The 12,791-nt window shown below is 61.5% G+C and carries 12 protein-coding genes; 7 read left to right on the top strand and 5 right to left on the bottom strand.

Features of this window, described 5'->3' with window-relative positions:
- Positions 1-173: 173 nt before the first annotated feature.
- The 3 genes from NOV72_RS04345 to NOV72_RS04335 all read left to right on the top strand — a co-directional run bounded on the left by NOV72_RS04345 (position 174) and on the right by NOV72_RS04335 (position 2,081).
- Positions 174-644, top strand: a complete 471-nt coding sequence (locus tag NOV72_RS04345; protein WP_245932891.1) for an anti-sigma factor — start codon at positions 174-176, stop codon at positions 642-644.
- A gap of 79 nt (positions 645-723) precedes the next feature.
- The gene (locus NOV72_RS04340; RefSeq protein WP_106853382.1) at positions 724-1,242 is read left to right on the top strand and encodes an RNA polymerase sigma factor; all 519 of its coding nucleotides are present in this window, start codon (positions 724-726) and stop codon (positions 1,240-1,242) included.
- The gene (locus NOV72_RS04335; RefSeq protein WP_106853381.1) at positions 1,239-2,081 is read left to right on the top strand and encodes an anti-sigma factor family protein; all 843 of its coding nucleotides are present in this window, start codon (positions 1,239-1,241) and stop codon (positions 2,079-2,081) included. The genes NOV72_RS04340 and NOV72_RS04335 overlap by 4 nt, the downstream gene beginning before the upstream one ends.
- 4 nt (positions 2,082-2,085) lie before the next feature.
- Here the strand turns inward: NOV72_RS04335 and NOV72_RS04330 are convergent, their stop codons facing one another.
- Positions 2,086-3,645 (bottom strand): SulP family inorganic anion transporter, encoded by a 1,560-nt coding sequence (locus NOV72_RS04330; RefSeq protein WP_106853380.1) that lies wholly within the window; start codon positions 3,643-3,645, stop codon positions 2,086-2,088.
- Between the two features lie 83 nt (positions 3,646-3,728).
- Complete coding sequence (locus NOV72_RS04325) at positions 3,729-4,376, bottom strand: carbonic anhydrase (RefSeq protein WP_106853379.1); 648 nt, start codon at positions 4,374-4,376, stop codon at positions 3,729-3,731.
- Between the two features lie 240 nt (positions 4,377-4,616).
- On the opposite strand from NOV72_RS04325, the gene NOV72_RS04320 reads away from it, so the two are divergent.
- Positions 4,617-5,444, top strand: a complete 828-nt coding sequence (locus NOV72_RS04320) for an alpha/beta fold hydrolase (protein WP_106853378.1) — start codon at positions 4,617-4,619, stop codon at positions 5,442-5,444.
- A 1-nt stretch (position 5,445) separates the two neighbouring features.
- On the opposite strand, the gene NOV72_RS04315 is transcribed toward NOV72_RS04320, so the two are convergent.
- The 3 genes from NOV72_RS04315 to NOV72_RS04305 all read right to left on the bottom strand — a co-directional run bounded on the left by NOV72_RS04315 (position 5,446) and on the right by NOV72_RS04305 (position 8,636).
- On the bottom strand, positions 5,446-6,300 hold the full coding sequence (locus NOV72_RS04315) for a polysaccharide deacetylase family protein (RefSeq protein WP_106853377.1): 855 nt from the start codon (positions 6,298-6,300) through the stop codon (positions 5,446-5,448).
- Positions 6,297-7,382 carry a glycosyltransferase gene (locus NOV72_RS04310; RefSeq protein WP_106853376.1) on the bottom strand — a complete coding sequence of 362 codons (1,086 nt, stop codon included), beginning with the start codon at positions 7,380-7,382 and terminating at the stop codon, positions 6,297-6,299. Before NOV72_RS04310 ends, NOV72_RS04315 begins: the two co-directional genes overlap by 4 nt.
- A gap of 498 nt (positions 7,383-7,880) precedes the next feature.
- Positions 7,881-8,636: a FadR/GntR family transcriptional regulator gene (locus tag NOV72_RS04305; protein WP_106853375.1), complete on the bottom strand. Its 756-nt coding sequence runs from the start codon at positions 8,634-8,636 to the stop codon at positions 7,881-7,883.
- 567 nt (positions 8,637-9,203) lie between these two features.
- Here NOV72_RS04305 and NOV72_RS04300 point away from each other — a divergent pair.
- From NOV72_RS04300 to NOV72_RS04290, 3 genes are all read left to right on the top strand, one after another.
- Positions 9,204-9,626 carry a hypothetical protein gene (locus NOV72_RS04300; protein WP_106853374.1) on the top strand — a complete coding sequence of 141 codons (423 nt, stop codon included), beginning with the start codon at positions 9,204-9,206 and terminating at the stop codon, positions 9,624-9,626.
- 85 nt (positions 9,627-9,711) lie between these two features.
- Positions 9,712-9,927, top strand: coding sequence for a hypothetical protein (locus NOV72_RS33095; protein ID WP_216858854.1), 216 nt, complete (start codon positions 9,712-9,714; stop codon positions 9,925-9,927).
- A gap of 120 nt (positions 9,928-10,047) precedes the next feature.
- The gene (locus tag NOV72_RS04290; RefSeq protein WP_106853372.1) at positions 10,048-12,708 is read left to right on the top strand and encodes an excinuclease ABC subunit UvrA; all 2,661 of its coding nucleotides are present in this window, start codon (positions 10,048-10,050) and stop codon (positions 12,706-12,708) included.
- The last annotated feature ends 83 nt before the right edge of the window (positions 12,709-12,791 follow it).

Raw genomic sequence — 12,791 nt, 5'->3', positions numbered from 1 at the left:
TGGACGAGCCGCTTACCGAACGAGACATTCGAGCCTTTGCAGACGGCGTGCTGTCGTCCGCAAAGATGACGCGCATCGGCCGATATGAGCAATTAAATCGGCCCGTGCAGCGGGCATCCAATCACGCCGCATCGCATGAAATCACGCGCAATCGCTCGCGAACGGGACGCGCGATGCGCTACGCTTTCATCGGCGTGTGCATCGCGATGGCGGTCGCGGGCTGGTGCGCCGCAACACACGTTTCCGCCGATATGCTCGATGCCGCCGCCGTGATGGCATTGATGGAGACATCGAGCGAGCGCGGCACGAACGTGCGGCCGCTCGTGTCGCACGATCCGCACTTCATCGAACTCACGCCGGTCGGCCTCGAATTGATCGCGGCCCGGACGCGGCGCGGCGGCACGTTCGTGCATATCGATGAACTCGATTACCGCAACATGGACGGCGAAAGTGTCGTTCTTCTCATCGCGTCCGCGCCATTCGCGAGCGACGCGCCGCACTGGAGCGCGCGGCGCGTCGGCGAACTCCGCCTGCTGACGTGGACGGTTGGCGGCAAGCGCTATGTGCTCGCGGGCCGCGCGAATACGCATGGCGTCATGCGCGCCGCCGACGCGTTGACGATGAACATGCGAGAGCCGGAATAAAATGCAAACTGCCTTGTTCACGATATCGAGAGGCGCGGCGGCGATTGCCCGCGTCATGCGATAGACGACGGATAACGCAATGGACATCCGCGACGACTTGATGGAGCACGTCCCGAGACTGCGTCGCTATGCGCGCGCGCTGCAGAACAATCGGGATCTCGCCGACGATCTGGTGCAAGACACGATCGAGCGGGCCTTGGCGCGCGCGAAAAAATTCGAAGCGGGCACCGATCTGCGCGCATGGCTTTTCACCCTCATGCATAACGTATTCGTGAATCAGGTGCGCAAGGCGTCGGCGCGTGCAATTCATGTTTCCGTCGACGATGACGACTTGAACGAGCGCGAGTTCGCGACGCCCGGCGCTCAGATGCGCTCGCTCGAAGTGCGCGACCTCGACTATGCTTTGCAGCGCCTGCCCGCCGAGCAGCGTGAAGTCGTTCTTCTCATCGGGCTCGAAGAAATGAGCTATGCGGAAGTGGCGACCGCGCTCGATGTGCCGATCGGCACCGTGATGTCGCGCCTGTCGCGCGGGCGCGAACGCCTGCGCGCGCTCATGGCCGGCGCGCAACCCAATGCGAAGTTGAAGGTGGTGCGATGAACGACCAACAGACTCCGATCAGCGAAGAAGATCTGCACGCGTACGTCGACGGTGCGCTTTCGGCCGAGCGCCGCGAACAGGTCGAGCGCGCCATCGAACTGAATCCCGCGCTGGCCGCGCGCGTCAGCGACTACTTCTCGCTCAACAACATGTTCCATGAGCGCTTCGATCGTGTGCTCAACGAACCCGTTCCCGCGCGCTTGCGCACGTTGAAGCAGCCGCGCTGGTTCAGCGCGGCGAACTGGCCGCAATTCGCGGGCATGGCGGCCGCTCTGGTGATGGGCATCGGCATTGGCATCGGCACGAACATGGGACGCGATTCCGTATCGCTGCCGGGCACGATTGCATCGACTACATCGAATACATCGAATACGCGCGATGTGAGCGCCGAAGGCATGGAAGGCATGGCGCGTCAGGCCGCGATCGCGCATGTCGTGTACATGCCTGCGGTCGATCGTCCCGACGATATCGGCAAGGACCGCGATCAGGACTTCGTCCGGTATCTGTCGAACAAGCTCGGCACCGATGTGCATCCGCCACTGCTCACCAAGAGCGGCTTCGAGTTGATGGGAGGGCGCATTCTCCCCGGCGAGAACGGTCCCACCGCGCAGTTCATGTATCGCGGCGCGAAAGGCGAACGCGTGACGCTCTGCATCTCGCAGCGCAAGACGAGCACGAACACCACTGCGTTCAAGCTCTATCAGGACGGACCCGTGAACGTGTTCTACTGGATCGATGGCGATTTCGGTTATGCGATATCCGGCGGCATCGATCGCAAGGTGATGCTCGAACTCGCGCATGATGTCTATGCGCAACTCACGCCATCGACGCCGGGTTGATCGCTTACTCGGAAATCATTGCTTGCCTGCTCAATCGGGGCCATCTTCCGCGCGTCGATCCGGCAGGCGGCAATTTCCTGCATTCGACATGCATGCCGCGCGAAGGCGCAGCCGCAATGAACTTGTCGATTTCCTCGCGCACATCGAGATCGACATAATCCGCTCGCGATGCATCGAAGATAACCGTCGCGTCATCCGGAATGGTGCGCAGATGATGCTTCAGCGCGACCTTGCCGAGAAACGAAACGTCCTTGCGAAACGAGACCAGATAATGATCGTCGTGCTGCGTCATCGTGATCGGACGTTTGAGATTCGCACGGATCGCGAGCAAGAGACTGCAGGCGATACCGAGCAGAATGCCCATCAACAGGTCGGTGAGCAACACGCCGGCAATCGTCGCGATGAATGGCGCAAAGCGTTCGATGCCCTGCTTCGCGACCGCCGCGAACAACGATGGCCGGGCGAGCTTCAAACCCGTGAAGATCAGGATCGCCGCGAGACAGGCGAGCGGAATCAGGTTGATCACGCTCGTCAGCGCAAACACGCTCACGAGCAGCAGCGCGCCATGCACGAACGATGACCAGCGGCTCTGCGCGCCCGCATGCACGTTCGCGGAGCTGCGCACGATGACCGAGGTGATCGGCAGCGCGCCGATGGCGCCGGCCATCATGTTGCCGATGCCTTGCGCTTTCAATTCGCGATCGGGATGGGCCGCGCGCTTCTTCGGATCGAGTTGCTCGACGGCTTCGAGACTCAGGAGCGTTTCGAGACTCGCGACGATTGCAAGCGTGAAAGCGAGCCGCCATACGTCGGGATTCACGAACTGCGAGAAGTTCGGCAATGCGAGTGCATGCGTGAATGCCGCGAACGATTCGAGCGACGGCAACGCGACGCGATGTTGCGCGGGCGGTGCGAAACCCGGCGCGAACACGTCGAGCAACAAGGTGGCGCCGATGCCGAACGCCACCACCGCGAGCGGTGCGGGCACGGCGCGCACGAGCGCGAAGCGGCGCATCGCGCGCGTTTCCCAGCCTGCGAGCATCGCGAGCGATACGACGGCCACGATGCACGCTGCCGTCGATATCGGACCGAACGGCGTGCCGAGCATGCCGGGGCCGTTCGCGGCCGGCGCGCCTGCATTGGCGAAACCGGCAGCGAGAGGAATCTGCTTGATGACGAGCAGAAGACCGATCGCGGCGAGCATGCCCTTGATGACCGACGAAGGCACGTAAGCCGCGAAGCGCCCCGCTTTCAACATGCCGAAGCCAAACTGGATCGCGCCCGATAGCAACACGGCAAGGAGAAATGCGGAGAAGCTGCCGAGCCCGGCGATGCCATCGACGACGATCACGATCAGGCCCGCCGCCGGACCGCTCACGCTCAAGTGCGAGCCGCTCAGCAACGCGACCACGAGTCCGCCGATGATGCCCGACAGCAGCCCGGCGAATGGCTCGACGCCGGATGCATTGGCGATGCCGAGGCATAGCGGCATCGCGACCAGAAACACGACAGTGCCCGCGAACATATCGCGCGGGAAATTGGCGAAACGGTTACGAGAGTTCATGATTTTTCTTCGAACGAGTTGGGGCCTGCGCGTGTCGCGAAAGCGGCACCGCATCATCAGGCAATAGGCTGGAAGAAACGGACTTAAGCGGCCCGCAACGATGTGACCTGTGCGCGTGCAACGTCCGGTTCTTCGCCCGCTTCCTCGTAACCGGAAGCGAGAACCTCGATGAGGCCGTCATGAAGACCGAAGATCCAGCCGTGAACGCGTGGCGGATCATCCCGCTCGCAAACGATTGCGTGCTCGCGCAAGAGACGCACTTGTTCGAGCACGTTCAGTTCGGCGAGGCGGTTCGCGCGCGCATCGAGTTCGGAGAATGAATCCAGTTCGTTTCGATGCCGTTCGCCCAATGCACACAACGGCGCGATCCGGCGATTGACGTGCGGCAAGTCGCTCGATTGCGGCAGGAGCGAAGCGCGCACGCCGCCGCATCCGTAATGGCCGCATACGATCACGTGATCGACTTTCAGCACGCGAACCGCGTATTCCAGCACGCTCATCGTGTTGTCATCGGATGGAGAGAACAGGTTTGCGATGTTGCGATGAACGAAGAGATCGCCAGGATTGGCGTTCGTCACCGTTTCGGCGGGCACGCGGCTATCCGCACAGCCGATCCACAATACCTTCGGGCTTTGTCCTTGCGCGAGACGCGGAAAGAATTGCGCATCGGCGTGCGCAGTTTCGCGTGCCCATGCAATATTTTCCAATAGCATTCGTTTGGGTCGATTCATGCAGTTCTCTCCATAACTGGCGCGCCACCGATGCCGACGCCCCAGGATTCACAAAAGGGCCACATTCACTTCTCGTTGCAGTGCAGCGAATTCCTTACGAATAACTTTCGCAGAAAAAGTTCAGCGGCGTCCAGAGAAAAAAATATGACGTTATGATCCGCGTGGCCGGCGATCGGATTTAGCTGCACGCGTGGCGTCTGATAATCTCTTGGGCGTTCCGAGCTCAGTCTTCCCACGCACATGACCGACCCAGCAGCAAGCATCGACACGACGCGCTTCATCGGATTGAACGGCGGCGCTTATCCGGTGCGCATCGAATATCAGTGGCTGAATGCCGAACAGGCCGATGCGCCCATCGCCTTGTTCCTGCATGAAGGTCTGGGCTCGATCGCGTTATGGAAGGACTGGCCGCAAATGCTTTGCGATCGCCTGAATTGCCGCGGACTCGTGTATTCGAGGCCGGGTTATGGGCGCTCCACGCCACGCCGGCCCGGCGAACAATGGCCGGTCGAGTTTCTGCACAGGCAGGCGCACGACGTTTTGCCTGCCTTGCTCGATGCACTTGGAATCGGCGCCGAAGAACGCTCGCGCATGTGGCTCATCGGACATAGCGATGGCGGCACGATCGCCCTGCTTTATGCGAGCGCGTTTCCCGAAGCGCTCGCCGGTCTCGCCATCATGGCGCCGCACGTTTTTGTCGAACCGATGACAGTGGAAGGCATCGAGAAAGCCCGCATCACCTATGAAACGACATCGTTCAAAGACAAGCTGCGTGCCTATCACGACGATGTGGATTCAGCCTTCTACGGATGGAACGATGCGTGGCTGAATCCCGCGTTCTTGCATTGGGACATCACCGAAGAGATAACGTCGATCAGGCAGCCGTTGCTCGTGATTCAAGGTTATGACGACGAATACGCATCGATGTTGCAACTCGACAAGATCAAGTCGGCAGTCGATCACGCGCAACTCGTCAAGCTGACGCAATGCCGGCACTCGCCGCATCGCGATGCGACGAATGAAGTGAACGATGCGATCGCCGCTTTCGTGCGCACGCATCAAAGTTGAATCAGCGCTTGATCCTCAGATAGGCGCGGCTGATCGCGGGCCGCGTATGCACCCATAAGCGCGACGCCAGCCACGAGGCCGGACGGTCGCGTACTTCCAGTCGCTTGATCGTGCGTTCGGCCTCGCTGGATGCGTTGCGATCGAACGGGTTCGCCCCGACATTCGTCCCCGTATGACACGTATAGAAGTGCCTGAAACCCGCTTTCAGCGCGACTTCGCGATAGTCGTCATCGTAATAGCCTTGCGGCCAGCAAAGATGATCCGACACCTCGCCGAGACGCGCGCGCAATGCGGCACGCGCGGCGCTCAGATCGTCTTGAAGGCTCTTGCGTTTCTCGCCGGACGACGCCGTGACCCGATCCCAGCGCACATGCGTATGCGTATGGCTATGAAACTCGAACGTGCCGGCTTCGCGCATCGCTTCGATTTCGGACCAGCGCAAGATCACATCGTCGGCGCTTCCATTCTCTATAGCTTTCTCACCCGCGTGATGATCGAGCAAACGCGGAAGGCTTGAAGTTCCATTCGAAGCATTCGGACGCACGCTCCCTTCGCCGGGCCAACTGCTTACGAGAAAGCAAAGCGCTGTAAAGCCGTGGCGTTTCAATACCGGATGAGCATGCACCCAGTTGTCGAGATAACCATCATCGAAAGTTATGACGATGGATTTCGCAGGCACGTCCTCGCCATTCAGAAAAGCGGCGAGCTGCGCCGCGCTGATCGTGCGATAACCTGCGCGTGCAAGGTAGTCCATTTGCGCGGCGAAGTTATCGGGCGTCACGGTGATCATGCCGGGCGACGTGCTGACGTGGTGATACATCAACACGGGAACGGCCCGCGCCTGCTTTGCGCTCATCTGCGATGGCCTCGCTCGTGCAATGCGCGTCGATAAAAGTGCGCCGTTTCGTCCGCCATGTGGCCCACCGTGAAGCCCCGTTCGGTAATGCGCCGGCCTTCGTTCGTGAGGCGCTGCCGTAAGGCAGGATCGCCGATCAAGCGTGCGATCGCTCCACGCAATGCAACCGGATCGTGCGGCGGCACGAGCAGTCCGTTCACGTTGTCTTCGATGAGTTCGGGCACGCCATCGACATGCGTGCCGATCACCGGCAGACCCGCCGCCATCGCCTCGATAAACGCCTGTCCAAGCGCTTCCTGATGCGTGGGCAGCACGAATAGATCGGAACCGCGAAAGATATTGGGTACGTCGGTGCGAAAGCCCAGCAAGTGAATGCGATTGGCGAGCCCAAGGCTATCGACGATGCCCTTGATGCTATCGAAACGTGGACCGTCGCCCGCCATTACGACGTGCAGATTAGGATGCGTGTCGATCATCGGACGCACCGCGGCGATAAGATCCTCATGCCCTTTCTTGTCGCGCATGATCGCGACCATGCATGCGATGAACGCGTCCTGTCCGAGATTGAGTTCCGCACGCAAGGTCGAAGGGGGGACGGCCTGAGGCTTGACGATGCCGTCGTAGATCGTCTGCACGCGCTTCTCCGCGACGCCCGCAGAAATCAGATAGCGGCGCACGTAATGACTCACCGCGATCACTCGATGCGGAATCCAGTTATAAGTCGCAAGCGAGGAAATGGGCAATGCCAGATGTCGCGTGCGCACGATGAGCGGCGTGCCCGCCAGTCTCCCCGCCGTGCCCGCGACGAGACTGTCGTGACCGCTATGCGTATTGAGCACGTCGAATGCGCGGCGACGCAAAAGCGCCTTGATACGCAGCATCGATTGCATGTCGCCGCCACTGCGCATGCGCGCGTGATGAACGGCGAACCCGAGTTCGACGCAATGCTGGCCGATGCGTGCATCGCTCGGGCAAATCAGTTCGACGGTATGGCCGCTATCCCGTAGCGCGACCATCTCTTTCAACGTGCGAATCTCCTGCCCGCCCCATCCCTTCGAGGACTCGCTATGTAGGATCTTCAAATGCCTGGTCTCCACAATCCCGCCGGCAAAGCCGGAAATATTTGGTAATAATTCGAATAGCTTTCTGCCCTTGGTAATTCGTAAAGAATAAGCAAGGGAATTTAAATAAGCCTCGAATGAGGCTTATTGAAAAGAGACGCAGGGCTTGTCAGCGCAATGAATGCGCGTTGTCGACACTGCTTTTCATGACCAATCGATATTCGCTTCAAGGTCGATTGGCAGGGTTCGACGAAGCGACCTGATGACCTGGTGAGCTAACGCCCGACGTGGCGGTTTGGTTGACGCGTGGCTGGCAGATTTGTCAGCTTGGGTCGATGCGATCTTAGCGTGAGTCTGTGCGAAGTGTCAGCAACTCAATTGCTGCGCAAGGGCTTAAGCAAGCGTTAAGAAATGCTTTGCAATGCGCAAACGTTTGTCTTTTCTTTCACTAAGATTGCTGGTTATGGACAGTGGCTGGACAATGCATCGAGCGCGCTAGTGCCGATTAACCGGCCACTATCAAATCCCGTCCTGCGTCTTCGACGACGCTTCCTGCGCCCGCCGCAGCCTCTCGCGACTGTTCGACAAATGCATGCGCATTGCCGCGCGCGCCGCTTCGGGATCGCGGCGCTCGATTGCATCGTAGATATCCTCGTGCTCGCGATTCACGCGATCGAGATAGCCCGCCGGATCGTTATGCGCGAGCGCCGCCGAGTTGACGCGCGTGCGCGGGATGATCGTATTGCCAAGCTGACTCAGGATGCTATGAAAATAGCGGTTGCCCGTGGCCTTCGCGAGTTCGAGATGAAACGCGACATCGGCGGCGACGGCGTTGCCCTCGCCCGCTTCGATGAGCCGCTCGAACTCGTCGAGCGCACGGCGCATCTGCGCGAGATTTTCATCGGTGCGGCGCATGGCGGCGAGACCGGCGGCCTCCGCTTCGAGGCTGATGCGCAATTCGAGAATCGCCATCACGTCGCGCACGGTGAGATCGCCGGCGGCCTCGAGCTGAAAGCGGTCCTGATCGCCGGCTTCGAGCACGAACGTCCCGATGCCGTGCCGCGTCTGCACGAGGCGCGCCGCCTGAAGCCGCGAGATGGATTCACGCACGACCGTGCGGCTCACGCCGAGTTGCGCCATGATTTCCGATTCCGTCGGCAGCTTGTCGCCCGGTCGAAGCGCGCCGCTGCGAATCCGCTCCGACAACTCGGCGACGACTTCCTCGGTGAGATTGCGGGAGCGGCGAAGCGCGCCGGACGCGAGGGCTTGGGACATTGAAAGACCGATCTTTGTATGCTCGATTGGCCATTATAGGGCGCGCCACAGCTTGTACGATGACTATTAACCTCTGGGCGGCGTCGCATCGCGTGCAGCTAGACGCAATACTCGCTTTAATGAGCGAGCAACAGCCGACTCGGACCAAACGCATTCGGAGCCGCCCTGATCATGATGGAAAACCCATCAGAATCATACGATTAGGGCCAAAACAAAGCGTTGATAAACCGGCTGTTGCGGCGTAAAGTTCAAGTACCGCATGAAGTGAATTTGCGCTGGCCGGGCGGCCGAATCGCTCGCCGCCGGCGCCGTTCGTCCGAAACATGGCTCGCGAATCCATGCCGCATCCGTTGGATTCGCCATCTCCTCGCGCAGTCGCGAGCCTGATCACAGCGGTTCACCGGCCTGTCGCCGCGCGTGTCTATGCGCTAAACCACGCGCCTTGCGCCTCTCGCGCGTCTCGTACTTTGATCAAGCGCACGCCGGTGTACATCCGTATTCACATTCGCCGATTTCGCGGCGATACTGAGGCGCGGCATCGTGGTTGGCAGGCAAGGAGACGAGCAAATGATGCGTGAAGTGACCGGAGCGTTCAACGGCTCCCGTAAGCTGGATGAAGCACTCGAAGATTTGCGCGCGGAAGGCATCGCGGGCGATCGCGTGCGCGTGGCAAGCATGAGCGGATTCGCCGACTTCCACGCATCGCAGGTGCAGAGCAACAACGCGCAGACGCAGTGGATCGCGGCGGAATACGCGGGCCACGGGGAGCATCTGGGCGTCGTCGACACGCATGATTACCCGTACGGCATGGACGTTTCGAGCAACGACATTCTTCCCTCGTTCGGCGCCGACGGCGGCGACGCAGACCTGTCTTGCGGCGTCATGCGCGTGATCGTGAGCATTCGCGACGAAGCGGAAATGCGCGCGGTGTGCGACATTTTCTCCCGCCTCGGCACCGACGATATCGACGTGGAAAGCACCGCGGCCTGATCCGCAGCGCGCGTCGCGTCATTGCGTTGTCGTCGTCGCGGGCTTGGGCTTTGACTTGTGCTTGGAGTGAAAGCTGCCTTGGCGCGTGCTGCCCGGCGCGGACGTGCTCTCGCCGCCGACGGTCGGTCCGGCGGTCGCCGCTCCGTGGGCGTTGCCGCCGCCTGAACCGCCATTGCCATTGCCGCCGCCCGACTGGGCCATCGCCGCGCCCGCCACGCCTATCGTCGCGCCGGCCGTCAGCGCGATCAAAAGCCTCAATCTGGCTGTCCTCATTTTTTCCCCCGTCGATCAGGTTCACTAAAAGTCGGCGTGCATTTCGCATGCAAAATGCCTAACGCAAAATGCCATTTGGTATGTGGCATGCTGCATGCGCACCCTTCCACTTCCGTTGCCGCGTGCGGCAAGCCATTCCAACCTGCTCATGGATGTCCGCAAAACCAACCGCAAGCCGGCCGAAAACGACGCCGCCTCCACTTCGAGAGCAGGTTTCGTGCGCGTTCGCGGCGCGCGCGAGCACAACCTGAAAAATGTCGATGTCGACGTGCCGCGCGATGCGCTCGTCGTCTTCACCGGCGTATCCGGTTCGGGAAAATCGTCGCTGGCATTCGGCACGCTTTACGCCGAGGCGCAGCGGCGCTATTTCGAATCGGTGGCGCCGTATGCGCGACGGCTGATCGAACAAGTCGGCGTGCCGCAGGTGGATTCGATCGAAGGGTTGCCTCCCGCCGTCGCGCTCCAGCAGCAGCGCGGCGCGCCGAATGCGCGTTCGTCGGTGGGCAGCGTGACGACGCTGTCGAGCCTCGTGCGCATGTTGTATTCGCGCACCGGCAGCTATCCGCCGAAGCAGCCGATGCTCTACGCGGAAGATTTTTCGCCCAACACGGTCCAGGGTGCGTGTCCCGCGTGTCACGGCCTCGGGCGTGTCTACGAAGTCACCGAAAAGTCGATGGTGCCCGACGACTCGCTCACGATCCGCGAGCGCGCCGTCGCTGCGTGGCCGCCGGCATGGCACGGCCAGAATCTCCGCGACATTCTCGTCACGCTCGGCTATGACGTCGACACACCGTGGCGCGACTTGCCGAAGAAGGATCGCGACTGGATTCTCTTCACTCAGGAACAGCCAACGGTTCCGGTGTATGCCGGCCTCACGCCCAAGGAAACGCAAGCCGCGTTGAAGCGTGGCGCCGAGCCGAGCTACCAGGGCACTTTCACCGGCGCGCGTCGTTATGTGCTGCACACCTTCGCGCACACGCAAAGCGCGCTGATGAAAAAGCGCGTGTCGCGCTTCATGGTCGGCAGCGATTGCCACACGTGTCACGGCAAGCGGCTCAAGAAAGAAGCGCTGTCCGTGACGTTCGCGGGGCTCGACATCGCCGAGTTCGCGCGTCTTCCACTGAGCCGTCTCGCCGATCTGCTCGCGCCCATCGCACGCGGAGACTGGCCTGCTCACGACGAAGCGCCGAGCGCCGCGCTCGCGAAGAAAGACCGGATCGCGGCGACGGCGAAGCGCGTGGCGGCCGGCGGATCGGCACACAAGGCCGCGCCCGACATTCGACGTACCGCCAATCTTTCCGACGAGAAACGCGCCGCCGCCGAGCGCATCGCCGCCGATTTGCTCGAGCGGCTCGCCACGCTGATCGATCTGGGTCTGGGCTATTTGTCGCTCGATCGCGCGACGCCGACGCTCTCATCCGGAGAACTGCAACGTCTGCGGCTCGCGACACAACTCGCCTCGCAACTCTTCGGCGTCGTGTACGTGCTCGATGAACCATCCGCGGGCCTGCATCCCGCCGACAACGAAGCGCTCTTCGCCGCGCTGCAGCGCCTGAAGGCCGCGGGCAATTCGCTCTTCGTCATCGAGCACGATCTGAATACGATGCGACGCGCGGACTGGCTCGTCGATGTCGGTCCGGCTGCGGGCGAACGAGGCGGACATGTGCTTTATAGCGGACCGCCCGAAGGCCTCGCATCGATCGAGGAGTCCGAGACGCGCAAGCATCTCTTCGCGCCGCGAGAGACGATCGAACGCGCCGCGCGCATCCCGCGCGGCTGGCTGCGGCTCGAAGGCATTACGCGCAACAACCTGCATGGCATCGACGCCGCGTTTCCGCTCGGCGCCTTCACGACCGTCACCGGCATCTCGGGTTCCGGCAAGTCGAGCCTCGTGAGTCAGGCGCTGCCGGAACTCGTCTCGGAACGGCTCGGCCGTGCGCTCGACGATGCCGACGAAGACGAACAGGATCCGCTCTTCGCGCCGGCCGACGCATCGGCTGGCGGACGCATCGTCGAAGGCATGGAGACGATTCGCCGTCTCGTGCGCGTCGATCAGAAGCCGATCGGCCGCACGCCGCGCTCGAACCTCGCAACCTACACAGGTCTTTTCGATCACGTGCGCAAGCTGTTCGCCGATACACCCGCCGCACGCAAGCGGCGTTATGGCGCGGGCCGTTTCTCGTTCAACGTCGCGCAGGGACGCTGCCCGACGTGCGAAGGCGAAGGCTTCGTCAGCGTCGAGTTGCTGTTTCTGCCGAGCGTCTATACGTCGTGCGCGACCTGTCACGGCTCGCGTTACAACCCGCAGACTCTGGAGATCACCTGGCGCGACAAGAACATCGCGGATGTGCTCGCCATGACCGTCGATGCCGCATGCGAGTTCTTCGCCGATGAACCGAACGTGATGCGTGCGCTCGCCGTGCTGCGCGACATCGGCCTCGGTTATCTGCGGCTCGGACAGCCCGCGACGGAGTTATCCGGCGGCGAAGCGCAGCGCATCAAGCTCGCGACGGAACTGCAGCGCGCGCATCGCGGCGACACGCTCTATATCCTCGACGAACCGACCACCGGCCTGCATCCCGCCGATGTGGACCGGCTGATGGCGCAACTGCAGGGACTTGTCGATGCGGGCAACACGGTTGTCGTCGTGGAGCACGACATGCGCGTCGCCTCGCTCTCCGATTGGGTGATCGATATCGGTCCGGGCGCGGGCGAGGATGGCGGGCGGATTGTCGTGACGGGCACGCCGCAATGCGTCGCGAGGTTTGCTCCCAGCAAAACCTCAAGTTATCTAAAAGATGCTATCTAGCTTCAGGTGATTTTCGGATTTTTCGGTTTGCTTCGTTAGATACGAAAGCTTAAAACAGTCAATCAAGCACCGTTAGAAATGCT

The sequence above is a fragment of the Caballeronia novacaledonica genome (assembly GCF_900258035.1).
Lineage (GTDB): Bacteria > Pseudomonadota > Gammaproteobacteria > Burkholderiales > Burkholderiaceae > Caballeronia > Caballeronia novacaledonica.
The sequence above is the reverse complement of the archived record's forward strand: the minus strand, read 5'-3'. Positions and strand labels throughout refer to the sequence as shown.

What these genes read in the sequence shown, in the direction of transcription:
- NOV72_RS04340 (WP_106853382.1), top strand. Translation starts at nt 724, where the DNA reads ATGGACATCCGCGACGACTTGATGGAGCACGTCCCGAGACTGCGTCGC.
- NOV72_RS04300 (WP_106853374.1), top strand. Translation starts at nt 9,204, where the DNA reads ATGATGCGTGAAGTGACCGGAGCGTTCAACGGCTCCCGTAAGCTGGAT.
- NOV72_RS04320 (WP_106853378.1), top strand. Translation starts at nt 4,617, where the DNA reads ATGACCGACCCAGCAGCAAGCATCGACACGACGCGCTTCATCGGATTG.
- NOV72_RS04305 (WP_106853375.1), bottom strand. Translation starts at nt 8,636, where the DNA reads ATGTCCCAAGCCCTCGCGTCCGGCGCGCTTCGCCGCTCCCGCAATCTC.
- NOV72_RS04335 (WP_106853381.1), top strand. Translation starts at nt 1,239, where the DNA reads ATGAACGACCAACAGACTCCGATCAGCGAAGAAGATCTGCACGCGTAC.
- NOV72_RS04325 (WP_106853379.1), bottom strand. Translation starts at nt 4,376, where the DNA reads ATGAATCGACCCAAACGAATGCTATTGGAAAATATTGCATGGGCACGC.
- NOV72_RS04330 (WP_106853380.1), bottom strand. Translation starts at nt 3,645, where the DNA reads ATGAACTCTCGTAACCGTTTCGCCAATTTCCCGCGCGATATGTTCGCG.
- NOV72_RS04290 (WP_106853372.1), top strand. Translation starts at nt 10,048, where the DNA reads ATGGATGTCCGCAAAACCAACCGCAAGCCGGCCGAAAACGACGCCGCC.
- NOV72_RS04345 (WP_245932891.1), top strand. Translation starts at nt 174, where the DNA reads ATGCGCTACGCTTTCATCGGCGTGTGCATCGCGATGGCGGTCGCGGGC.
- NOV72_RS04315 (WP_106853377.1), bottom strand. Translation starts at nt 6,300, where the DNA reads ATGAGCGCAAAGCAGGCGCGGGCCGTTCCCGTGTTGATGTATCACCAC.